Consider the following 22,918-nt stretch of genomic DNA (forward strand, 5'->3'; position numbering starts at 1 on the left):
GACGGAGGGACGTGAACGCGATGGCCGTTTCCATTTCTGTCGTGGTGCTGCTGCTGGTGCTGGCCGTGATCTTCCTGCGCAACGGCGGACTCAAGGTCACCCATGCGCTCGTCTGCGCACTGCTGGGCTTCTTCCTCGCCGGCACCAGCATGGCGCCCACCATCCACAACGGGGTCGCCGCCACTGCCAACGTGGTCTCCAGCCTCAAGCCGTGATCATTGCTCGATCATGAACTGCCTGTGAAACACAGGGCCGTTGCATGTACATCTCATGGACTCGGGCCTAGCGTCGGCCGCCTGCGCGACAGAGTGTCAGCAACCCGAGGAGCAGCATTGGCCACGCACCCGCCCCGAAGACGAGCCCGCGCGCTCACGCTGATCGCGCTCGCCGCCGCCGTCCTGGTGGGGTCCGCCCCCGTCGCGCAGGCCCAGGAGATCCCCCTCGGGATCGGCCACCGCCTCGTGGAGCACTACGAGGGCGCCCCCGCCACCGCGCGGCCCGTGCCGGGCAAGGGCACCGCGCAGCACCCGTACCTCGCCCCCAACGGGCGCAGCGGCATGCACGCCGACGGCGCGGGCAGCGGCACCCACCCGTACCCGGGGCCGCTGGGCCGCGCACCGCGCGTGGACAGCGAGAAGATCGCCCCCGTCGGCGGCGAGTGCGCCACCGTCACCTTCGACTCCGGCGGCCGGCTCGTCACCGTCTGCGGCACCTTCAACGGCTTCCTGCTGAAACTGCTCGACCCGGGCACCCTGGACACCCTCGCCGAGTACAAGCTGCCGCAGCGCTCCTCCACCGTCGAGGCCATCACCCGCCTCGACTTCGAGAAGATCTTCAAGGACACCTCCGGCGGCGCGTACTTCTACCTCGACGACCGGGACCGCGTCGTCCTCGCCGATTCCCGGCAGCACATCCAGCGCATCTCGCACCGGCAGAAGACCGACGGGACATGGGAGTTCGTCGTCGAGAACGACTGGGACCTCACGTCCCTCGTCCCGCACGACTGCGTCACCTGGACCAACCTCTTCCCCAGCGGCGTCTGCGACCCCGTCACCTCCGTCATGCCGGACTGGGACGGCCGCATCTGGTGGGTCACCCGCCTCGGACGCGTCGGCACCGTCGACCCGGCGACGGGCGCGCTGCGCGCGATCCGCCTCGGGGGCGAGGAGATCCAGAACTCCTTCTCCGTCGCCGAGGACGGCGTCTCCCTCGTCACCGACCATGCCCTGTACAGCTTCGGGGCAGACGCGGACGGCGTCCCGCGGGTGCGCTGGCGCGAGACGTACGACCGGGGGACCGGCACCAAGCCCGGTTCGGTGAACCAGGGTTCGGGCACCACCCCCGACCTCTTCGGCCTCCACGACGAGTACGTCGCCATCACCGACAACGCCGACGACCGGATGAACGTGCTGGTCTACCGGCGCGGCGCGGGCGTCTCCGCCGCCGAGCGCCTCGTCTGCAAGGTGCCGGTCTTCGGCTCCGGGGCGTCCACCACCGACAACTCCCTGATCAGCTGGGGCAACAGCCTCGTCGTCGAGAACAACTACGGCTACGAGAACCCGAGTACGCTCCTCCTCGGCCGGAGTGTCGTCGGCGGCGCGACCCGGATCGACGTCCGCGCCGACGGCAGCGGCTGCGACACCGTCTGGGAGAGCGACGTCCGCTCGCCCTCGACCGTGCCGAAGCTGTCCACCGCCAACGGACTGCTCTACTTCTACGAGAAGCGCCCCCACTCCTTGGGCATCGACGCCTGGTACCTCACGGCCGTCGACTTCCGCACCGGCGACCGGGTCTTCAGCCGCTTCACCGGCACCGGCCTCGCCTACGACAACAACTGGGCCCCGATCACCCTCGGACCCGACGGCACCGCGTACGTCGGTGTCTTCAACGGCATCGTCGCGGTCCGCGACAGCGCCTGACCCGCGCGGAGCCGCCCCGGGACCGAGGTCCCGGGGCGGCTCCGTTCCTCCCGTACCGCTCAGACCCACTCGGGCATCTCGCCGACGGTGGTCCGCACGTCGATCACGGCGAACGCGGCACCCTGCGGGTCCACGATCGCCGCGAAACGGCCGAACGGGCTGTCCATCGGCCCGAACACCTTCCGCCCGTTGAGCCGCTCGGCCGCCTCGACGGCCTTGTCGCAGTTGTCGACGGCGAAGTACACTTGGATGTACGAGGGGATCTCCGGCGGGAAGTCCTCCGCCGTCATCTCCATGCGTCCGAGCACCGGGTCGGCGCCGAGGTCGAAGACCCGGTAGTCCATGTCCTCGTCCTGCATCTTCTTCGAGTTGTAGCCGAAGACGGTCGTGTAGAAGGGGTCGGCCTTCGCCGGCTCCCGGGTGAAGACCTCGGCCCAGACGTACGCGCCGCTCTCGCCCTCCAGCTCGAAGCCCTCGTGCCGCCCCGCCTGCCAGATGCCGAACACGGCGCCCGTCGGGTCCTGCGCGAGGCACATCGACCCGAAGTCGCCGACCTGCATCGGCTCCATCAGGACGGTGCCGCCCGCGGCCTTGATCTTCTCCGCCGTCGCGGCGGCGTCGGGAGAGGCGAAGTACAGACACCAGGTCGACTGATCCTCGCCGTCCTGCCCCGGCATCGGCGGGACGACCGCCGCGACCGCCTTCCCGTTCCGGTACGCCTGCGTGTAGTTGCCGAATTCCGTGGAGGACTCGCCGAAGGTCCAGCCGAGCACGTCGCCGTAGAACGTCTTGGCAACCTCGACGTCCTTGAACATCGCGTCGGCCCAGACAGGCGTGCCCTCAGGTCGTACGGCCATGACGGTGACTCCCACTTCCGATTTCGATGATGTGTTCCTGTGAGCCACGCTAGTCACGCTCGCCCCCGACCGCGCGGTGACACGGCGCACCGGTTCGCGGGAGCTGCGACCATCAGGGCCATGAGGACACAGGGGGACCACGCGATGACCGAGGTACCGGCGGGCCGGGTCACGCTCTCGGACCGGCGTACGGAGCGGCGCTGGGCGGTCGACGTCGACCCGTTCGCCCTGGGCGCCGTCCCGGTCACACGGGGACTGTACGAGCAGGTCATGGGCGAGGGGCCGAGCACCCCGCACGGCGACCGGCTGCCCGTCGAGGGAGTCTCCTGGACCGACGCCGTCCGCTTCTGCGACGCGCTGTCCGTACGCGAGGGGCTCCGCCCCGCCTACCGTGCTCCCGCGGACGACGCCGGCGCACCGGACTGGGACCGCGCCGCCGACGGGTACCGCCTTCCCACCGAGGCCGAGTGGGAGCACGCCTGCCGGGCCGGGACCACGGAGGCCCGCTACGGACCACTCGACGAGATCGCCTGGCACCGCGGCAACTCCGGCGAACGCCTCCACGAGGTCGGCGGCCGGCGGCCCAACGACTGGGGCCTCCACGACATGCTCGGCAACGTCTGGGAGTGGTGCTGGGACGTGTACGACCCCGAGGTCTACGGCAGCTACCGGGTGCTGCGCGGCGGCGGCTGGTTCGACGAGCACTGGAGCTGCCGCGCCTCGGTCCGCCGCCGCAGCCACCCGACCCTGCGGATCGACGACGTCGGCTTCCGGCTCGCCCGCACCCTCCAGGGCTGAGCGGGCCGGGGCTGCTCGGCCCGGCAGCCGGCCGAGCGTACAGCGGTGGAAGGACCCGAGACGTATCCCTCAGGCCGACGGCACGGGGGGAACCACCGCGACCGGACAGTGCGCGTGGTGCAGCACCGCGTGGGCGACCGAGCCGATGAGCAGCGAGCCGAACCGATGCCGGTGATGACGGCCCACGACCACCAGTCCGGCGTCCCGCGAGCCCTCCACGAGAAGGCCCGCGGCGTCCGCCGGCACCGCCGTCGGCACCACCTCGACCTTCGGCCACCGGGCGGCGAAGGGCCGCAGCCGCTCCTCCTGCTCCCGCTCCGCCTCCCGAACGAAGGCCTGCGCGGCGTCCGCGAGGGGCAGCGTCGGAGGTACCTGGAGCGCCGGGGCGGGGGACACGACGGCACTGGTCGGCTGCGGCGGCAGCCGGAACGCCGTCACGGCCTCCAGCGGGACGCCGCGGTGGTGCGCCGCCTCGAACGCGAAGGCCACCACCTCGTCCGGAGTCTCCTCCGGGTGCAGCCCCAGCAGCACCCGTCCCGCCTTCGCCCCGCTTTCCAGGGTTGCCGCGCGCGCCTCGTGCGGGACGACGACGAGCGGGCAGGGCGCCGTCGCGGCGAGGGTGCGGCTGGTCGAGCCGAGCAGCAGGCTCGCGAAGCCGCCGTGCCCCCGGGAGCCGGTCACCAGGAGCCGCGCGCCCCGGGCCGTCGCCGGCAGGGCGTCGGTCACCGAGCCGTCGAGCGACTCGTACCGCACGGGCATGTCGTGCCCGCGCTCCTCGACGGACGTCCGTACGGCCGCCATGACGGAGTCCGGCAGCTCGGGGGAGGGGCCGAGGGAGGCGATACGGGCGGCGCCGAGCTGCAGGGCGTCGGAGCGCACATGGGCCACGACCAGCGGTGATCCCAGGTGCTCGGCGGTGCTCAGGGCCCATGCGAGGGCCCGGAGACTGTGCTCGGACCCGTCCACTCCGACGACGACCGGCGGCTCGGACGCGGTGTTCGTGTCACTCATGGGGGAATGACTCCCGCGGCCGGGCGTGCGCCACACCGGTGGGGCCCGGCCGTCCCGTCCGGCCCGGTGGGGAAACGGCGCCGGACCGGTGCCGAGGGGGAGACCCTCGGGACCGGTCCGGCGGTGAGACGATCAGGCGCCCTGCCGGCGGCGCTCCGCGCGCTCCGCGTCGCGCTCCTTGATACGGACGGTCTCCTTGCGGACCTCCGCCTGGGTGGCACGCTCCTTCCGCAGCCACTCGGGGAGCTCCTGGCGGAGCTCCTCGATCTGCTCGGTGGTCAGCGGGTCGGTGATGCCGCCGCGGGCGAGACCGGCGATGGAGATGCCGAGCCGCTGCGCGACCACGGGGCGGGGGTGCGGACCGTTCTTCCGGAGCTCCTGGAGCCAGGCCGGGGGGTCGGCCTGGAGCTCGCTCAGCTCGGTGCGCGAGACGACACCCTCCTGGAACTCTGCGGGGGTGGCCTCGAGGTACACACCCAGCTTCTTCGCCGCGGTGGCGGGCTTCATCGTCTGGGTGCTCTGGTGCGACGTCATGTGTCAAGGGTATCGAGCGTGCGGGCGAGTTCCGACCACGGCAGCTACCGGTAACCTGGCGGGGTGACAGGCTCGGACGCTTCCCCCGCGGATTCCCCCACTTCCCCCTCCTCCTCCCCTTCCTCCTTCAGGCTCGCCTTCGTGCCCGGAGTGACGCCCTCGAAGTGGGTGCGGGTCTGGAACGAGCGCCTGCCCGACGTACCTCTGACACTGCTCGCCCTGACGCCCGCCGAGGCCTTCGGAGCCCTGCGCGAGGGCACGGCCGACGCCGGTCTCGTCCGGCTCCCCGTCGACCGGGACGACCTGAGCGCCATCCCGCTCTACACGGAGACGACCGTCGTCGTCATCCCCAAGGACCACCTGCTCGCCGCGGCGGAGGAGGTCACGGTCGAGGACCTCGCCGAGGAGCTCGTCCTGCACCCGCTCGACGACACCCTCGGCTGGGAGCAGCTGCCCGGACTCCCGGCGAACGAGCGCCCCGCGACGACCGCCGACGCGATCGAACTGGTCGCGGCGGGCGTCGGCGTCCTCGCCTTGCCGCAGTCGCTCGCCCGCCTGCACCACCGCAAGGACCTCACCTACCGGACCCTGACCGAGGTCCCGCAGTCGCGGGTGGCGCTGTCCTGGCAGGCCGCCGACGAGGCGCCCGATCTGGTGGAGGAGTTCATCGGCATCGTGCGCGGCCGCACGGTGAACAGCACCAGGGGCCGCCGCGCCGAGGCCCAGAAGGGCCAGAAGCAGCCGAAGGACCAGAAGGAGCGGAAGGGCGCCGCCGCCAAGCCCGGCCGGTCCGGGAAGCCGGGTGCCGGTTCCCGTACGGCGGGCAGGCCCGCGGCCCGCAAGAGCGGCGGCGCCGGGGGTTCGGGCCGGGGCCGTACGGGCGGAAAGCCCCGCAAGAAGTCCTGAGCGTCTCTCTCGGCCGTCCCGGGCCGCCCCCGTCCGTACGGCGGACGCCGCTCCCTCCGACGGGCGGCTGCTCGGCATACTGACCCCTCCTGATCATCGAGATCATCCAGGAGGAGCTTTGGCCGCCAGTTTCAGGACCGTCGTCGAGGTGGGAGCGGACCATCTCGCGCAGGCCCGGTCCATCGACCGGGTGTTCCAGGAGGCGATCGCTCCGGCGACCGTCAACTTCGACTTCGAGGCGATACGGGAGGCCGCCGCGGCCGTCCCGGACAGCACCGTGGTGAAGATGGTGCGGGGCTGGGGGCTCCAGGAGTACGCCCCCGTCCTGGTCATGGTCCTCTCCCTCAAGGAGGCCGTCCGGCAGGCGCTCCCGCCGGAGTGCGCGGAGGCCGGGTTCTGGGCCACCGTCGAGCGGGAGCTCGTCCAGGCCTTCACCGGCCTCGCCGCGCAGGAGGGGCAGCCCGGCCTCTCCTTCTACGAGGAGTCGGGGGAGCGGACCCGGTTCTACCGGGACCTGTTCTTCGCCCTGCAGGACGAGGAGACCGGGGAGCACATGTACGCCCTGGCCTTCTGCGTCGACGTGACCGTCGAGCTTCCGAAGGCGCGGGCCGTCGCCCTGGAGCTGACGGACATCGTGCCGTTCGCGGTCCGGCTCAACGCGATCGTGGTCCGCCAGGCCCTGGACCTCGTGGCCTGACGTCCCCCGTCGCGGTGGATCGCGCCGGCCCGCCGTCCCGGGCCGGACCCTCGGACCGTCCCGGCCCTCCCGGCCCTCAGGCCTTCAGACGTCGCCGAGCGCTCCGCGCCGCCGCCACGAGCTCCGGCACCGTGGCGAGCTTGACCCGCGGCCGGCCCGCGTCCTCCCCCCTCGCCCGCTCGGTCCGGTCGATCGCCGCGAGACCGCGCGCGTCGACGAGATGGCGGCTCCGCCTCCGCGCCAGCCGGCGGAACTCCCGCGCCGTGCCCGTCGGCTTCGGCAGCGCACCGGCGACCGCGTCCGCGAGCAGTGTCCCGACGGTCTCCTCCGCACAGGCCCGGTTGGCCCCGATGCCGCCGGAGGGCCCGCGCTTGATCCAGCCGACGACGTAGCCGCCGGGCAGCCCGGCCACCCGTCCGGCCTCGTGCGGCACCGTGCCGGTCGCCTCGTCGAAGGGCAGCCCCGCCAGCGGCACCCCCCGGTAGCCGATCGCCCGGACGAGGAGACCCGCCCCTATCTCCGTACCGGACGGCGATCCGTGCTCGGTGACCCGGACCGCGCGGACGGCGTCGGTGCCGACGGCCTCGACCGGGGCGGAGTGGAAGCGGAGCACGATCCGGCGCCGGTCCGCCGCCGGGGTCCGCGCCCAGTCCACCGTCTCCCGCGTGACGCCCCGCAGCAGTGCGGCCTTCTCCCCGTCCGCCGCCGCGTCCACGCTCGCGCCGGTGCGCGGGTCGCGGTCGTCGACGACCAGGTCCACGCCCGGGAGGTGCTTGAGGGCGAGCAGTTCGGAGTTCGTGTACGCCGCGTCCTCGGGGCCCCGGCGGCCGAGCAGCACCACCTCGCGCACGCGGGTGCCGCGCAGGGCGGCGAGGGCGTGGTCGGCGATGTCCGTACCGGCGAGGTCGTCCGGGTCCGAGACGAGGATCCGGGCGACGTCGAGCGCCACATTGCCGTTGCCGACCACGACGACGCGCTCGGCGGCGAGCCGGACGGCGTCCGCGCCGGTCTCGGGATGCGCGTTGTACCAGGAGACGACGGAGGTCGCCGAGACACTGCCCGGCAGGTCCTCGCCGGGAATGCCGAGCCGTCGGTCGGAGGGCGCGCCCACCGCGTAGACCACCGCGTCGTGGTGCGCGGCGAGTTCCTCGACGGTGACCTCCTTGCCTATCTCCACCCCCAGCCGCATCCGGACCCGGGGGTGGGTGTGGAAGCGGGCGAAGGCCTCCCCGGCACCCTTGGTCGCCGGGTGGTCCGGTGCCACGCCGTACCGCAGGAGTCCGCCGGCCACCGGCAGCCGGTCGATCAGGGTGACCTCGGCGTCGGTGTGCAGGAGGAGGTCCTCGGCCGCGTACATGCCCGCGGGCCCCGTCCCGACGACGGCGATCCGGAGCGCGCCGAAGTCGGCGGGCAGGGAGCGGGGGAACGAGGGTTCGCCCCACGGGTGGAAGTTGGGGGAGGCGAGGGCCGGTGCGGGCGACCGGCCGGCGTAGTAAGCGGAGTTGACGGCCTCGTACTCCCGCAGCCGTCCGGTGAGCCGGTCCGCCGGGAAGATCGCGTCGACGGGGCAGGCGTCGGCGCAGGCGCCGCAGTCGATGCAGGCCCGGGGGTCGATGTACAGCATCTCCGTGGTGCCGAAGTCCGGTTCCTCGGGCGTCGGATGGATGCAGTTGACCGGGCAGACGGCGACGCAGGTGGCGTCGTTGCAGCAGGTCTGGGTGATCGCGTAGGTCATGTCGTCGGCTCTGCTCTGCTCGGCTCGGTGGGGTCAGACCAGGTGGGCGCGCTGGTAGAAGAAGAGCGCGGGCCGGGTCAGCATCCCGACGTCGGCCAGGAACTCCATCAGTCCGGAGCAACTGGCGCGCAGCTGTGCCTTGTAGTGCGCGTTGGCGGCGGCCTCGCGGCGGGCCCGCTCGGGGTCGAGCCCGGCCCGCACGTACACCTCCGGGTTCACCAGGCTGGTGATGATGTAGTACGCGGCGATGGCGACCACGAGCGCCTGGAAGTGGCGGCGGGCCCGGCTCGCGCGGGCGAGGCTGCGGCGCGTCTCGTCCCGGGCGAACTTCATGTGCCGGGACTCCTCGACGACATGGATGTTGCTGATGGTGCGGACGAAGGGGACGACCCGCTCGTCGCGCATCCAGTCGCGCTGCATGACGTCGAGGACCTCCTCGGCGACCAGGATGCCGGCGTACGCGGCCTCGCCGAAGCCGACGGTCTTCATGAAGCGCCCGAGTTCGAGGACGGCCCGCCTGGGCCGGTACGCGGGCGCGCCGAGCTTCTCGGAGCCCCGGGCGAACATGATCGAGTGCCGGCACTCGTCGGCGATCTCGGTGAGGGCCCACTGGAACCGGGGGTCGGTGTGGTCCATGAGGTAGATGTCGCGGAGCACCATCTGCTGGAGGATCATCTCGAACCAGATGCCGGTGCTGGCGACCGAGGCGGTCTCCTGCCGGGTCAGCTCCTTGCGCTGCTCCTCGGTCATCTCGTTCCAGTAGTCCGTGCCGTAGAGGGAGTTCCACTCGGGGCTCTGGCCGTGGAAGTCCTTGTCCAGGGGCGTGTCCCAGTCGACCTCGACGGCGGGGTCGTACGACAGCTTGGCGGCCGACCGGAGCAGCCGCTCGGCGACGTCCGAGTCGGTGACGTCACGGTCCTCGTGGTCCGGGCGAACGGTGCTGCTTGCCATGGTGCGGCTCCTTGGATCGCGCGATCGGCGGTTCGGGCACTTATTAGACGTAGCGTCTAGCAAGCTTGTTAGACGGAACGTATAGCAAGGCTCCCCGGCAGGCCTACCCCCCGGTACGGATTTTTTCCCGCGGGCATGCGAACGGGGCCGGAAACCCAGTGGGTTCCGGCCCCGTCGGAGGGTCGCGTGAAGCGGTGGCCCCAGTGTCAGAAGGTCAGGTTCCAGGCGTCGATCCTGCCCGTGTCCTGGCTCGCGTTGTCGTTCACACGGAGCTTCCAGACCCCGTTCGCGACCTCCGCCGAAGCGTTGACCGTGAACGTCTGGGCGATGTTGTCCGTACCGCTGCCCGTCCGGTTGTGGACCGTGTAGACCGTGCCGTCCGGCGCCACGAGGTCGACCTTCAGGTCACCGATGTAGGTGTGCTTGATGTCCACGCCGACCTTGAGCGTGGCCGGCGCGTTGCCCGTCACACCGCTGACCGTGATCGGGCTCTCGACCGTCGCGTTGTCCGCGATCGTCACGTCGGTGAGGTTCTCGAAGTACGCGCCGGGCGGCGGGGTGCTGCCGCCGACGGCCTTCAGCGCGTCGACCGCGCCCTCGCCGAAGAAGCCGTTCTTGGTCGTGGTGCCCTTGCAGCGGGTGTCCGAGGGGCACGCGCGGTCCGTGGCCTGGACGCCCAGCTGGTCCCGGATCTGCGCCGGGGTGAACGTCGGGTTGGCGCTCGCGATCAGCGCCGCGACACCCGCCACGTGCGGGGAGGCCATCGACGTGCCGCTCATGTTGCCGTACTTGCCGCCCGGCAGCGTCGAGTACACCTGGGTGGAGCCGTCACCGCCCGGCGCGGCGACGTCGATCACGCCGTTGCCGAAGTTGGAGTACGAGGCCTTGGCACCGCCGCTGGCCTGCGAGGCGACGGTCACGACGCCCGGCAGCTCGGTCGGGATGTCGATGCAGGCGTTGGTGATGGTGCGGGTGACCGGGGTCGAGTCGTTGGGGCTCTCGGAGTCGGTCGTCTTGTTCGCCAGGTCGTAGTTGGAGTTGCCGGCGGCGGCCACCTGGAGCGAGCCCTTGCCCTCGGCGTACGCCTGCGCCCGGCGGACACCCTCGATGATGGCGGCCTGGTCCACGTTGTCCGGGCAGTTGAACTGCCACGGGTCCGTGTAGTAGCTGTTGTTGGTGACCTTGAAGCCGTGGTCACCGGCCCACATGAAGCCGCAGACGGTGTTCTCCGCGAAGAACAGGCTGCTGGTCGGCTCCGCGATGCGGACGGAGGAGATCTTCACGCCCGGCGCGACGCCGATGACGCCCTTGCCGTTCTTGGCGGCCGCGATCGTGCCCGCGACGTGCGTTCCGTGGGTGCCGACGTCACGCCAGGCACCCGCGCGCGTGTCCGCCTTGCCGTAGGCGCAGGAGGCCGAGTCGGCGGCGTTGAAGTTGGGCGCGATGTCCTGGTGCTGGTCGTCGACGCCGGTGTCGAGGACGCCGACCTTCACCGTCGCCGAACCGGTGGTGACCGCCCAGGCCTGGTCGGCCTTGATCTGCGTCATGTCCCAGCGGTTCGACTCCGTGAGCGTGGTCGCCGACTGCGAGGGGTTGGCCGGGAGTGCCGGGCTGTAGGCGTCGGCGGGGACGTCCGAGGTGCGGGTCGCGCCGACCTGCTGGACACCGCTCACGGTGCGCATCGCCGAGGCGAACGACGTGGACGTCGAGTGCGCCACGATCACGCCGATCGCGTCGTACGCGGCGAAGACCGAACCGCCGTTGCTCGTGACCGCGCCGCTGACCGCCGAGGTGCCGCCCGGGGCCGTGATGACCAGGTACGCGCGGGTGCCCGCGGCCCAGGCGGCCGGAGCCGCCGCCGGTGTCGTCGTGGTGGTGCTCCGCGCCGCCCCCGCCGCACGGGCCGCGACGGGCTCCGTGTCGTTCGGTGCTGCCTGGGCGAATCCCGCGGGAGCGGCGAGCGCCACGGTCGTACCGAGCGCCGCGGCGGCCATGGCCGACGTTCTCAACCGGCTGGATATGAGGGAAAACAATGCGTCCTCCGATGACCCGGTGGCGCGGGTGGCGCCCGCCGGGCCCTGTGATGTGTGGGGTGGACGCAAGATCCCAGAGTCGCGAGGCGGAAGGAAGCGTTCAGTCCGAGAAGCCTGTTCGCGTTACGCACTGTTGACCGGGAGCGGTCATTTTCTGGACGAGTGTCCAGATATAGTGGACACCTGTCCAGGAAAGCCGGGACAGGTTGTACACGGAGGAGACGACGGTGGAGACGACGGCGAACGTGCTGGTGGGCCTGGTGGCCGCCCTGCACGCCTACATCCTGGTTCTGGAGATGTTCCTGTGGGAGAAGAGCCCGGGGCGCGGACTCTCCGGCTTCGATGCCGACATGGCCCGCGCCACCGCGCCGCTCGCCGCGAACCAGGGCCTCTACAACGGCTTCCTCGCCGCCGGACTCGTCTGGGGCCTGATCGCCGACGACCCGACCGGCTTCCGGGTCCAGGTCTTCTTCCTCGGCTGCGTCGTCATCGCCGGTCTGTACGGCGGCGTCACCGCCAACCGCCGCATCCTGGTCGCCCAGGCGCTGCCGGGCGCCCTCGCCCTCGGCGCCGTCCTGCTGAGCCGGTGACCCGGCCGTGACCGCGACACCGGGAGACCCCCGGGCGGCCAGGACCCGGGCCAAGCTGCGCCGGGCCCTCTTCGACGAGTGCGCCGAGCGCCCGCTGGCCGACGTCACCATCGCCACCCTCGTACGCCGGGCCGGCGTCGGCCGCGCCACCTTCTACGTCCACTACGGCGACCTGGAAGCCCTGGCCGTCGACGCCTGCGCCGATGTCGTCCGCGACGCGGTGGACGCCCTGCACGCCTGGCGCGGCACCCCCGACCCGGCGTCCCCGCCGCCCGCGCTGCTCGGCTTCCTCGCCGAACTCGCCCCGCACGCGGGCCTCTACCGCGCGCTGCTGCGCCCGGGCGGCGGCGGACCGCTCGGCCTCGTGCTCCACGAGGACCTGCGGGCCCGCAGCCTCCACGAGCGCAGTCTGGCCGGGGCCCCCGAGCCGGAGCTGATCGCCTCGGCCGTGGCCGCGACCTTCGGAGGCGTCCTCGCCGACTGGCTGCACGGCCTCGTGGAGGGCGACTCCGACCGGATCGCCCACCAGGTCTGGCGCCTGCTGGTCACCCTCCACCGCACACCGCCGGGGTAGCACGGGCAGGGCCCGTACCACCCCGGCGGTGATCGCCCGGACGGTCGGCCTACTTCAGGTACGGGCCCGCCGTGCCGATCCTGCCGGGACCGTTCAGGACGTACACCCGCACGTTGCCCTTGCCCGGTGCGCCGACCGAGAGCGTGCCGCCGGTGACGGTCCTCACGTCGCCGGTGACCGCGTCGGTGTACGTGCCGTTCGGGATGCCCGTGTACGTGGCCCCGCCCGAGATCGTGACCAGGGCGAAGCTGTCCGTGCTCCCGCTGGTGTAGCGGCGCTTGAAGGCCATGCCGCCCGAGATGCCCTCCGTGGAGTACTGGCCCATCTGGAGGGCCGGGATCGCCCGGCGGATCTGGTTGAGCCGCTGCACGTGCTTGACCAGAGGCTGCGCGAGCGTCGTGGCGACCGCTCCGGAGGCCGCCGAGACCTGGGAGAAGTCCGAGGCCGTGACCGAGCCGGCGACGTGGTCGCCGAAGTACGCGCGGCCGGTGGTGGCCAGCGGGCAGGACGGCCCGCAGTCGATCTTCTTGCCGGCCTGGAACTCGATCTCGGAGCCGTAGTACAGCGTGGGGATGCCGCGGAAGGTCCACATCAGGGACATGTTCTCGGCCCAGGCGTCGGTGCCGCCCGCGTACCGTTCGCTCGACTTGTTGGGGCCGTAGTCGTGGCTGTCGACATAGACGACGTTGTAGGTGGCGTCGTTGTAACTGTCGTCCGAGTCCTTGCCGTTGAAGAAGGCGTTGGACGCGTCACCGAAGTTCATGTGCATGCGCATGTCGATGACGTTCATGCCCGAGAAGCGGCTGTGGTCCGGCGTGTGGTAGCTGTTGCCGTTCAGGAAGGCGTTGGTGGAGGTGGGCTGGCTGCCGGTGCCCTGCTGCTGCTCGTAGTCGTACATCTCCAGCGCGGCCTTGGCGTCGTCCGCGTCGTACTCCTTGCGTTCCTTCCAGGTGAAGAACTGCGCCGAGTGGTTCACCGAGCCGCGGTTCCACTTGTCGTTCACGAAGGCGGCGACCTCGCCGAAGACGAAGAAGTTCTTCGCGGCCTCCGCGCCGTGGCTCCGCGTCACCCGCTCCTGGATGGCGGGCAGGAAACGGCGGTTCCAGGTGGTGCGCGGGATGTGCACGGCGGTGTCGACGCGGAAACCGTCCACGCCCATGTCGATGTACTTGTCGTAGGCGCCGATCAGATAGTTCTGGACGGTCGGGTTCTCGGTGTCGAAGTCCGCCAGGTCCTCGTGCAGCCAGCACGAACGCGAGTCCTCGCCCTCCCAGTTGCCGATCCAGCACTGGTGGAAGAGGGCCTTCGGGAACATCCCGGACGTCGGGCTCGGCCACTGGCAGTTGTAGAGGGTGTACCCCTCGGCGCTCTTGCCGCCGGTGGGCTTGCCCCAGTTGAGGCAGGTGTTCCCGGCCGGCTCGGCCGTCGACCACAGGTCACCGTTGTAGTACGACTTGCCGGTCTTCGCGTCGATCGTCAGGCCGTCGTACTCGAGGCCGGGCTGCTTCTCGTCGTAGTACCAGCTCCACTGGCTGTCCCGCACGCCGTACACGGTGGGTGTGAACAGGCCCTTGGCGCCCCAGCGCGAGGAGTGGTTGTAGACGACGTCCTGGTAGATCTTCATGCCCTTGGCGTGGGCGGCGTCGATCAGGTCCTGGTAGGAGGCGCCGGCCGACTCCAGGCGCGGGTCGACCTTGTAGAAGTCGTAGCCGTGGTACCCGTGGTAGTCGTAGTCGGACCGGTTGAGGACCACGGGGGTCACCCAGATCGCCGAGAAGCCGAGGCCCTTGACGTAGTCCAGCTTCTGGACGAGGCCCTTGAAGTCGCCCCGGAACATGGGGTCGTCGTTGGCGGCGTTGCCCGACTTGACGTGCTGGCTGCCGCCGCGGTTGTTCGACGGGTCGCCGTCGTTGAAGCGGGCCGTGAGCACGAAGTAGATCGGGTCCTTGCGCGGGTCGGTGCCGAGCGGCTTCCCGGTGGCGGGATTCGCCGGCCTGTCGCCGGTGGTGGCCGTCGCGGGCGAGGAGGCGGCGGAGACGTTGCCCGCCGCGTCCACCGCCTTCACCGTGTAGGTGTAGGCGGTCCGTTCGGCGAGGCCCGTGTCGGAGAACACGGTGGAGCCGACATCGGTGACCACGGTTCCACCGCTGCCGCCGACCCGCGTGACCTGGTATTTCGTCACGCCCTCGTTGTCGGTGGCGGGATCCCAGGTGAGCAGGACCGCGGTGCCGTCCGCGGCGGCGGTCACCTTGGTGGGGGCGGTCGGGGCCTGGGTGTCGGGCACTTCGGCGGCGCACGGGTCGGTCGCGTTCGCCGTCACCGTGTTGTTCCGTACGGTGCTGACGCCCGTGCCGATCGTGTAGTCGGCGCCGCCGTTGTTGTCCCAGGTGCCGTTGCCGTTGTTGAACGCGGCCTTGAGGGAGGTGGCGGTGCCGAGGTCGACCTCCCGCTTCCACCAGCCGGCACAGGCGGACTGCATGCCGACGCCGGGGACCGCGGTCCAGACGCCACCGGCCGGCTGGTAGTGGAGGTTGGCGGTCGACCAGCCCAGCGCCTCCGTCGAGTAGTAGACGGTGGCCTTCGCGCCCGGCGTCGGCGTCGGTTCGGGGTCGGTTCCGGCGCAGGGGTCGGAGTGGGCGATCACCCCGTCCTTGACGGTGAGGGCTCCGGTGCCGAGGGCGTAGTTCTTGCCCCCGTTGTTGTCCCAGGTGCCGCCGCCGTTGTTGAAGGTCGCCTGGAGGCCGGTGGCCGTACCGAGGGAGACGGTCTTCTTCACCCAGTCGGTACAGGCGGCCTCCATGGCCACCCCGGGGACGGTGGTCCAGGAGCCGCCGTCCGGGGCCCAATGGAGGTTGTACCGAGGCCAGTTCCTGGTCTTCGTCCAGTAGAAGACCGTCGTGGTGTTCTCGGCCGTGGCGGCGGCCGGGGCCGTACGCGGGGCGGAGTCCGGGGCGGGGCCCCCGGACGGTGCGGTCACCAGGCCGAGGACGCCGGCGGCGACCGCCAGGGCGGCCGACGAGCGTAGGGGGAACCGTCGGTGAGGGGGTGTCAGTCCGGCGGAGCGAGTCATCCGAGTCTCCAGGCGGGTCCGTGCGTCACCGGGCAGAGCTCTGCCCCGGACGGGAGTCGAAGCTCTTTGGAAACGCTGTCGGAAACTTGCAGAAACATCTTGCGTGGCCGGAACGTATCGTCGCGCGACTGCCGCGTAAAGAGGTTCGGCAGAAGTGCGGACGTACGGACGTGCGTACGGACGTGTGGGAAAGTGGGCGCCTCTGTCGGCCGCGCCCGCGGTGAAGGAAGGCAACCGATGAAGCTCCCCACGCCCTTGTACGTGCTGAACGAGGGGCTGGCCTTCCTCCTGGAGGTCGCGGCGCTGGCCCTGCTCGCGTGGTGGGGCTGGGAGAGCGCGGAGAGCTTGGCCCCGCGCCTCCTCCTCGCCGTCGCCACGCCCGCGGCGGCGGCCGTCCTGTGGGGCTGTTCGCCGCGCCGAAGGCGCGGGTGCGCCTACCGGTCGCGGGCGTCCTCGCCGTGAAGGCGCTGGTGTTCGGCGCCGCCGCGGTCGCGCTCCATGCCCTGGGGCGTCAGGGCGGAGCGGTCGCCTTCGCCGTCGTGGCCGTGCTCAACACCGCACTCGCGACGATGGACCGCCGGGCGCGCGCGGCGGCCTGAACCGCTCGGTGACACCCCCTCAGGGGCGGGGCCAGGGACGCCCCTCCAGGCGTTCGATGTCCCGGTTGAAGCGTTCCAGGAAGCCCGCGAAGCGGGCCACGTCCTCCGGCGACCAGTGCTCCATGACCCGGTCGAGTCCCTCGATGTTCGAGTTCCGGTCGGCCTCCAGGCGTCGCTCGCCCTCCTCCGTGATGCGGAACTTGCGGGCGATCCCGCCCTCCGGGTCGGGGATGCGCTCCACGACCCCGGCGCGCAGCATCGCCGCGGTCTGACGGTTGAGGGTGGAGGCGTCGAGCCCGAAGGCCTCGCTGAGCTGCCCGATGGACATCGGCCCGTGCATCCGGATGCGGCTCAGGAGGACGTACGCGCTGCGGTCCAGGTGGCCGCCGGCGGCCCGGGAGCGGGGCGCGTACAGATGGGCGTGCCGACCGAGCAGCATGGTCTCGAACTCGACCAGGTGAAGGGGTTTGTCCTCGGGCTTGTCCATGAGGCCATTGTCCCTCGCCGTGATCGAATGTGCATCATGCATGACTTGTGTATGACACCATACATGTGCACCATGCATATGGAGCCATGGCGGACGACCGCCGTGGACGATCGAGGGAGAACACGTGGACGGCACCAAGCCCGACGCCCGACCCGGAGGCGTCGTGGGCGTCCTCGCGCTCGCGGGCATCGTGGCCGCACTCATGCAGACACTGGTGGTGCCGCTCATCGGCGACCTCCCCAAGCTGCTCGACACCAGCGCGTCCAACGCCTCCTGGGTGATCACCGCCACCCTGCTCGCGGGTGCCGTCGCCACCCCGGTGGCCGGCCGGCTCGGCGACACCCTCGGCAAGCGACGCGTCCTGCTCGTCTCGGTGATCCCGCTGGTCGTCGGCTCGGTGGTCTGCGCGCTCGCCTCCTCCGTCGTCCCGATGATCGTCGGACGCGGTCTCCAGGGCCTCGGGATGGGCGTCGTCCCGCTCGGCATCAGCCTGCTGCGCGACATCCTCCCGCCCGAGAAGCTCGGCGGCTCCATCGCCCTGATGAGCGCCTCCATGGGCGTCGGCGGCGCCCTCGGTCTGCCGTTCTCCGCGGCCGTCGCCGAGAACGCCAGCTGGCGCGTCCTCTTCTGGGTCGCCGCCGCGCTCAGCGTCGTGGTCGGCGTCCTGATCTGGCGCGTCGCACCCGCGGGCCGCCGCGCCGCCGCGCCCGGCCGATTCGACGTACCGGGAGCGCTCGGCCTCGGCGTCGGGCTCGTCGCCCTGCTGCTCGCCGTCTCCAAGGGCGCGACCTGGGGCTGGGGCAGCGCCACCACCCTCGGTCTCCTCGCCGTCGCCGTGGTCGTCCTGCTCGCCTGGGGCCGGTGGGAGCTGCGTACCCGTGACCCCCTCGTCGACCTGCGCGTCACCGCCCGACCGGTCGTCCTGATGACCAACCTGGCGTCGGTCCTCGTCGGATTCGCCATGTACGCGCAGTCGCTGGTCGTTCCGCAGCTCTTCCAGTTGCCCGAGGCGACCGGTTACGGGCTCGGCCAGTCGATGATGGCCATGGGCCTCTGGATGGCCCCCGCGGGCCTGATGATGATGGTCCTCGCGCCGCTCGGCGCCAAGCTCTCGGCCGCCCGCGGCCCCAAGGTCACGCTCTCCGTCGGCGCCCTCGTCATCGCCGTCGGATACGGCTCCTCGCTCGCCCTGATGGGCACCACCTGGGGCCTGCTCGTCGTGACCCTCATCTGCAACACCGGTGTGGGGCTCGCCTACGGGGCCATGCCGGCGCTCATCATGGGGGCCGTCCCGCAGGAGGAGACCGCCTCCGCCAACAGCTTCAACACCCTGATGCGGTCCATCGGCACCTCGGTCTCCGCCGCCGTCATCGGTGTCGTCCTCGCCCAGATGACCACCACCCTGGGCGGCCACGCGCTGCCGTCCGAGGACGGCTTCCGCGTCGCCATGCTCATCGGCTGCGGCGTCGGCCTGGTGGCCGCGGCCGTCGCCGCGTTCATCCCGGGCCGGGCCGCCGCCGCACCGGCCGGCGACCCGGCGGGCACGGAACCGGGGGCCGCGCCGCGGGCCGCCACCGAGGCCGCCGCCTGAGCGACCCGACCGAACGGCGGGCGGCGCGGGCCCGGGTCTCTTCCCGGACCCGCGCCGCCCACCGTTCCCGGCGCCCAAGGTCTTGGGCGCCCACCGGCCCGCGCCGCCCCACGGGCTCGGGCGCCCACCGTTCTCCGGCGCCTCCCGGTCAGCCCTTGGTCTCCGCCGCCTCCAGGGCGAAGAGCGCGCCCTCCGGGTCCCGGACCACCACCACCCGGCGCCCGTCGACGTCCTCCGGACCGCGCACCCCGCCCCAGTCGCCGCCGGGCACGACGGTCCCGCCGTACGCCACCACCGCCACCGCCGCCGCCTCCGGATCCGGCACCCGGAACCGCACCAGCCAGCGCGGACGCAGCTGCGGCCGGGGCGAGCCGGACTCGACCGGCCCGCTGTTCAGCCGGGCCACGGCCGCCCCGTCCCGGCGCAGCACCACCTTGTCCTGCTCGTACGAGACCTCGAAACCGGCCGGGGCCTCGTCCGCCCAGCGGAGCACCTCCCCGTAGAACACCGCCGCCTCGAACGCGTCCCGAGTGTGCAGCTCCAGCCAGGCCGGAGCCGAGTCCATGCCGATGTTCGAACGGTTCTCCGTCCGCCCCTCCCAGACACCGAACGCCGCACCCTCGCGGTCGGCGGCGAGCGCCGCCCGCCCGTGCGGCGGGTAGCCGACCGGCCCCACCCCCACCGTGCCGCCGCGCTCCCGGATCCGCGCCACCGCCTGGTCCACGTCGTCCACCGTGAAGAACGCCGTCCACGCCACCCGCACGGACAGCTCCGTCGCCACCGCGGCGATCACGGCCACGGGCTGCTCACCGAGCCGGCCCACCGCGTACTCCCGGTCCCCGCCGTCGTCCCGCCGGAAGGTCCAGCCCAGTACGGCCCCGTAGAAGCGCTCCGCCGCGTCGAGATCCCGCGCGGTCAGGCTCAGCCAGCACGGCGCTCCCACCACCTCTCCGGTCGTCGGCCCCGACACCGGCACCACCTCCTGTTCCGTCCTGCCTCGCTGCGTGCGTCGTGCGCCCCTTCCCCGGTCCGCCGCCCCGCATGCGCCCACTCACCCGAGTGCCGCCGAACATCACACGCCCGGGTGCGCCGACCGCGGACACCGGGGGTTACCGTCCTGTCATGAGCAGCCGGCAGCCCCCGCTCCGTGAGATCCCCGAGAACCGAACGGCCCCGTCCGTCCCCGCGCTCCTGCTGAGGCCCTGGACGGAGGAGGACGTCGAGGCGCTCGTACGCCACCACCGGGACCCGGACCTGCGCGCCTGGCTCGCCACTCACCTGGACACCACCCGGCAGGCACGCGCATGGGTGGACGCCCAGAACGCCGGCTGGGCCGCCGGGACCCGGGCGGCCTTCGCGATCGTCGAGGACACGGCGACGGGCCGCAGGGCGCCGCTCGGGCACATCGCCGTCACCGTCGAGGGAGCGGCAGCCGTACGCGTCGGCTACTGGACCGCGCCGCGGGCACGCGGGCGCGGGATCGCCTCCCGGGCGCTGACCCGCGTCGCCCGCTGGGTCGCGGACGAGACCGGGCCCTTCGCCGGCCGCACCCCGGAGCTCGTCCACGCGGTCGGCAACGAGGGATCGTGCCGGACCGCCCTCGCCTGCGGATTCCCGCTCACCGGAACACTCCCCGCCGCCCCGCCCGCCCGGCCGCGCGCCCAGCACCTCCACACGGCGGCCGTCCCCCGGACTCCGCCCGGGGCTCAGCGCGCCGCGCGGGCCGCGTAGGCGCGTACGTCCGCGTCGGGGTCGCCCGACGCCCCGGCCAGTGCCGTACGGGCCTCGGGGGCGGCCCGGTGGACGAGCAGGGAGAGGACCGCGGCCTTCCGGACGTCCGCGTTCGCGTCGGCGAGCGCCTTCGCGAGCGCGGGGACGGCCGGGTCGGCCGGGGCTGCCCGCAGCGCGGTCGCGGCGCCCGCGCGGACCTGCCAGGCCGGATCGCCGAGAGCGGCCTCGGCACGCGCCGCGTACGCGGCCGGGCAGCCGGTCCCGGCCAGGGCGGCGAGCGCCGCCCCCCGGACCAGCGGATCGGTGTCGTCGAGCAGCGGACCCAGCGGCTCCGGCGCCGGGTTCCGCACGGCCGCCAGACCCCGGGCCACCGCGACCCGGACCTCACGGGCCGGATCGGCCGCCGCCACCGCGAGCCCCGCGACGGCGTCCACCGAGACCAGGGCCCGGACGGCCTGGACGCGCACCTCGACGGTCGCGTCGGCGAGCGCCCCGCCGTAGAGACCGGCGTCCCCGAGCCGCAGGGCCCGCAGGACCTCCAGCGCGGCGGACCGCACGGCCGCGTCGGGCACGACGAGCGCCTCCCGCAGACCGGCCCCGAGCGCCGGCTCGGCGGGCAGCACCTCGACCAGCTCGCGCAGGGCGGCCGCCGCGGCGGCCCGGACGAGCGGCGCGTCGTCCCGCAGCCGTTCGGCGAGCACGGGCCCGGTACCGGTCGGCGCGGTCTCGCCGAGGGCCGTGACGGCGGCGGCCCGTACGGACGGATCCGGGTCCTCCAGGTAGGGGCCGAGCGCGTCGACATCGGGGGACTCCTCGATCAGGGAGAGGAGCCGCAGGAGGCGCGGATGGGGTGACGCGACCTCCGGAACCTCGACCGCGGCCGCGGTGTGCGTCCGCGGCCGTGCGGCCGGAGCCGTGTCCCGCGGGCCGGCCGTGGCGACCGGCACCAGCTGCACCTCGCCGAGGTGCCGCTCGGGGCCGCCCGGCGGCGCGAACTCGGGCACCGGCACGAGGTAGGGCTCCACCGGACGCGCGGTGAACTCCATCGCGCCGGAAGGGGACTTGCGGAGATCGAGGTGGTGCAGCCAGCCGGCGTCGTCCCGCTCCGGGTGGTCGAGCCGCTCGTGGTAGAGCCCCCAGCGCGACTCGGTGCGGGCGAGCGAGGCCCGCGCGGCCATCTCGGCGCAGTCCCGGATGAACGACACCTCCGCGCACCGCATCAGCTCATGGGCCGAGCGCGCCCCCATTCCGGCGATCTCCTCCGACATCCGCTCGAACGCCTCGACGGCGAGGGAGAGTTTGGCGCCCGTCTTCGGCGGCGCCACGTAGTCGTTGACGAACCGCCGCAGCTTGAACTCGACCTGGGGCTGGGGCGGACCCTCCGGGTGGCGCAGCGGCCGGTAGACGAGTTCATGCGCGGCCGCGAGCTGCCCGCCGTCCAACTCGCCCTCGTACGCCGTGTACCGCGAGGCGTCCTCACCCGCCAGGTCGCCGAAGACGAACGCGCCGATCATGTAGTTGTGCGGTACGGAGGCCAGGTCGCCGGCCGCGTACAGGCGCGGCACCGTCGTCCGGGCGTGGGAGTCCACCCGTACCCCCGACGCCGAATGACCGCCGCACAGGCCGATCTCCGAGATGTGCATCTCGATGTCGTGGGTCCGGTAGTCGTGCCCCCGGTTCTCGTGGAAGGTGCCCCGGGTGGGCCGCTCCGTGGTGTGCAGGATCGACTCGACGGCGTCGATGGTCTCCTCGGGGAGATGGCTCAGCTTCAGGTACACCGGGGCCCGGTCCGAGGCGAGTTCGGCCGCGAACTCCGCCATCATCTGCCCCGACCAGTAGTCGGACTCGACGAACCGCTCGCCGTGCCGGTTCACCTGGTAGCCGCCGAAGGGGTTGGCGACATAGGCGCAGGCGGGGCCGTTGTAGTCCTTGATCAGGGGGTTGATCTGGAAGCACTCGATCCCGGTGAGCGCCGCCCCCGCGTGGTACGCCATGGCGTAGCCGTCACCCGCGTTCGTCGGGTTCTCGTACGTGCCGTACAGATAGCCCGAGGCGGGCAGGCCGAGGCGCCCGCAGGGACCGGTGGCGAGGATCACCGCCCCCGCCCGGACGATGACGAACTCGCCCGTGCGGGTGTTGAACGCGGCCGCGCCGACCGCCCGGCCGTCCTCGGGGTGGGTGAGGACGCGGACCGGCATGACCCGGTTCTCGATCCGGATCCGCTCCCGCATCTCACGCCGGCGCAACTGCCGGTAGAGCACCTTCTTGACGTCCTTGCCCTCGGGCATCGGCAGCACGTACGAGCCGGACCGGTGCACCTGCCGGACCGCGTACTCGCCGTGCTCGTCCTTCTCGAACTTCACCCCGTACGACTCGAGGCGCTGGACCATGCCGAAGCCCCGGGTCGCCGTCTGCCGGACCGTGGACTGATCCACCAGGCCGTCGTTGGCGCGGGTGATCTCGGCGACGTAGTCGTCGGGCTCGGCGCGGCCCGGCACGACCGCGTTGTTGACGCCGTCCATGCCCATGGCGAGGGCGCCGGAGTGCCGGACGTGCGCCTTCTCCAGGAGCAGGACGTTCGCCCCGCGCTCGGCGGCGGTCAGCGCGGCCATCGTGCCGGCGGTGCCGCCGCCGACGACGAGCACGTCGCAGGACAGCTCGGTCGCGTCGGCGAGATCGGGCACGGTCAGGGGGATGTCCACGGGAGTGCCTTTCGGAGCTTCGGAGCTTCGGGGATGCGGGGGTGCACGGGCCCGCGGCTACGGGTACGGGCGAGCGCGTCGGGCGGCCCGGTCCTTCCGGCGGGACCGCCCGGCCTGCCGGGCGGCCCCGGCG

21 protein-coding genes are annotated in these 22,918 nt (G+C 72.4%); 11 read left to right on the forward strand and 10 right to left on the reverse strand.

Going from position 1 to position 22,918, the window contains the following annotated elements; translation table 11 throughout:
- Positions 1–20 precede the first annotated feature (20 nt).
- The gene (locus OG392_RS33605) at positions 21–215 is read left to right on the forward strand and encodes a hypothetical protein (RefSeq protein WP_015038168.1); all 195 of its coding nucleotides are present in this window, start codon (positions 21–23) and stop codon (positions 213–215) included.
- Between the two features lie 117 nt (positions 216–332).
- Positions 333–1,919, forward strand: a complete 1,587-nt coding sequence (locus tag OG392_RS33610) for a hypothetical protein (protein WP_329285788.1) — start codon at positions 333–335, stop codon at positions 1,917–1,919.
- Positions 1,920–1,978: 59 nt separating this feature from the next.
- Here the strand turns inward: OG392_RS33610 and OG392_RS33615 are convergent, their stop codons facing one another.
- Positions 1,979–2,776, reverse strand: a complete 798-nt coding sequence (locus tag OG392_RS33615; RefSeq protein WP_329285790.1) for a VOC family protein — start codon at positions 2,774–2,776, stop codon at positions 1,979–1,981.
- A 120-nt stretch (positions 2,777–2,896) separates the two neighbouring features.
- On the opposite strand from OG392_RS33615, the gene OG392_RS33620 reads away from it, so the two are divergent.
- Positions 2,897–3,574: a formylglycine-generating enzyme family protein gene (locus tag OG392_RS33620; RefSeq protein WP_329285791.1), complete on the forward strand. Its 678-nt coding sequence runs from the start codon at positions 2,897–2,899 to the stop codon at positions 3,572–3,574.
- 69 nt (positions 3,575–3,643) lie between these two features.
- Here the strand turns inward: OG392_RS33620 and OG392_RS33625 are convergent, their stop codons facing one another.
- Positions 3,644–4,585: a universal stress protein gene (locus OG392_RS33625; RefSeq protein WP_329285793.1), complete on the reverse strand. Its 942-nt coding sequence runs from the start codon at positions 4,583–4,585 to the stop codon at positions 3,644–3,646.
- A gap of 132 nt (positions 4,586–4,717) precedes the next feature.
- Positions 4,718–5,119, reverse strand: a complete 402-nt coding sequence (locus OG392_RS33630) for a DUF5997 family protein (RefSeq protein ID WP_329285795.1) — start codon at positions 5,117–5,119, stop codon at positions 4,718–4,720.
- A 63-nt stretch (positions 5,120–5,182) separates the two neighbouring features.
- On the opposite strand from OG392_RS33630, the gene OG392_RS33635 reads away from it, so the two are divergent.
- Positions 5,183–6,025, forward strand: a complete 843-nt coding sequence (locus tag OG392_RS33635; protein WP_329285798.1) for a LysR family substrate-binding domain-containing protein — start codon at positions 5,183–5,185, stop codon at positions 6,023–6,025.
- A 118-nt stretch (positions 6,026–6,143) separates the two neighbouring features.
- On the forward strand, positions 6,144–6,722 hold the full coding sequence (locus OG392_RS33640) for a Type-2Aa cytolytic delta-endotoxin (RefSeq protein WP_318210575.1): 579 nt from the start codon (positions 6,144–6,146) through the stop codon (positions 6,720–6,722).
- Between the two features lie 76 nt (positions 6,723–6,798).
- Here the strand turns inward: OG392_RS33640 and OG392_RS33645 are convergent, their stop codons facing one another.
- From OG392_RS33645 to OG392_RS33655, 3 genes are all read right to left on the reverse strand, one after another.
- Positions 6,799–8,457: an FAD-dependent oxidoreductase gene (locus OG392_RS33645; RefSeq protein WP_329285802.1), complete on the reverse strand. Its 1,659-nt coding sequence runs from the start codon at positions 8,455–8,457 to the stop codon at positions 6,799–6,801.
- Positions 8,458–8,490: 33 nt separating this feature from the next.
- Positions 8,491–9,408 carry an AurF N-oxygenase family protein gene (locus OG392_RS33650; protein ID WP_329285804.1) on the reverse strand — a complete coding sequence of 306 codons (918 nt, stop codon included), beginning with the start codon at positions 9,406–9,408 and terminating at the stop codon, positions 8,491–8,493.
- A 206-nt stretch (positions 9,409–9,614) separates the two neighbouring features.
- On the reverse strand, positions 9,615–11,402 hold the full coding sequence (locus OG392_RS33655; protein ID WP_329285806.1) for a S8 family serine peptidase: 1,788 nt from the start codon (positions 11,400–11,402) through the stop codon (positions 9,615–9,617).
- A gap of 266 nt (positions 11,403–11,668) precedes the next feature.
- Here OG392_RS33655 and OG392_RS33660 point away from each other — a divergent pair, with 266 nt between their 5' ends.
- Together OG392_RS33660 and OG392_RS33665 are read left to right on the forward strand one after the other, a co-directional pair.
- Positions 11,669–12,031, forward strand: a complete 363-nt coding sequence (locus OG392_RS33660; RefSeq protein ID WP_329285807.1) for a DUF1304 domain-containing protein — start codon at positions 11,669–11,671, stop codon at positions 12,029–12,031.
- 7 nt (positions 12,032–12,038) lie between these two features.
- On the forward strand, positions 12,039–12,605 hold the full coding sequence (locus OG392_RS33665) for a TetR/AcrR family transcriptional regulator (RefSeq protein ID WP_329285808.1): 567 nt from the start codon (positions 12,039–12,041) through the stop codon (positions 12,603–12,605).
- A 49-nt stretch (positions 12,606–12,654) separates the two neighbouring features.
- Here OG392_RS33665 and OG392_RS33670 read toward each other — a convergent pair whose 3' ends face one another.
- Positions 12,655–15,675 (reverse strand): carbohydrate binding domain-containing protein, encoded by a 3,021-nt coding sequence (locus OG392_RS33670; protein ID WP_329285810.1) that lies wholly within the window; start codon positions 15,673–15,675, stop codon positions 12,655–12,657.
- A gap of 237 nt (positions 15,676–15,912) precedes the next feature.
- On the opposite strand from OG392_RS33670, the gene OG392_RS33675 reads away from it, so the two are divergent.
- A complete protein-coding gene (locus OG392_RS33675) occupies positions 15,913–16,137 on the forward strand; it encodes a DUF2568 domain-containing protein (protein ID WP_329285811.1) in 225 nt (74 codons plus the stop codon).
- Positions 16,134–16,274, forward strand: coding sequence for a hypothetical protein (locus OG392_RS33680; protein ID WP_329285812.1), 141 nt, complete (start codon positions 16,134–16,136; stop codon positions 16,272–16,274). The genes OG392_RS33675 and OG392_RS33680 overlap by 4 nt, the downstream gene beginning before the upstream one ends.
- Positions 16,275–16,293: 19 nt before the next feature.
- On the opposite strand, the gene OG392_RS33685 is transcribed toward OG392_RS33680, so the two are convergent.
- Complete coding sequence (locus OG392_RS33685; protein ID WP_329285813.1) at positions 16,294–16,761, reverse strand: MarR family winged helix-turn-helix transcriptional regulator; 468 nt, start codon at positions 16,759–16,761, stop codon at positions 16,294–16,296.
- A gap of 124 nt (positions 16,762–16,885) precedes the next feature.
- On the opposite strand from OG392_RS33685, the gene OG392_RS33690 reads away from it, so the two are divergent.
- Positions 16,886–18,352 carry an MFS transporter gene (locus OG392_RS33690; protein WP_329285814.1) on the forward strand — a complete coding sequence of 489 codons (1,467 nt, stop codon included), beginning with the start codon at positions 16,886–16,888 and terminating at the stop codon, positions 18,350–18,352.
- 148 nt (positions 18,353–18,500) lie between these two features.
- Here the strand turns inward: OG392_RS33690 and OG392_RS33695 are convergent, their stop codons facing one another.
- Positions 18,501–19,322 (reverse strand): VOC family protein, encoded by an 822-nt coding sequence (locus tag OG392_RS33695; RefSeq protein ID WP_329285815.1) that lies wholly within the window; start codon positions 19,320–19,322, stop codon positions 18,501–18,503.
- A gap of 152 nt (positions 19,323–19,474) precedes the next feature.
- Here OG392_RS33695 and OG392_RS33700 point away from each other — a divergent pair, with 152 nt between their 5' ends.
- Positions 19,475–20,083, forward strand: a complete 609-nt coding sequence (locus OG392_RS33700) for a GNAT family N-acetyltransferase (protein WP_329285816.1) — start codon at positions 19,475–19,477, stop codon at positions 20,081–20,083.
- Here OG392_RS33700 and OG392_RS33705 read toward each other — a convergent pair.
- Positions 20,059–22,785, reverse strand: a complete 2,727-nt coding sequence (locus tag OG392_RS33705) for a fumarate reductase/succinate dehydrogenase flavoprotein subunit (protein WP_329285817.1) — start codon at positions 22,783–22,785, stop codon at positions 20,059–20,061. The genes OG392_RS33700 and OG392_RS33705 overlap by 25 nt on opposite strands.
- Between the last annotated feature and the right edge of the window lie 133 nt (positions 22,786–22,918).

It is taken from the genome of Streptomyces sp. NBC_00691, assembly GCF_036226665.1.
GTDB lineage: Bacteria > Actinomycetota > Actinomycetes > Streptomycetales > Streptomycetaceae > Streptomyces.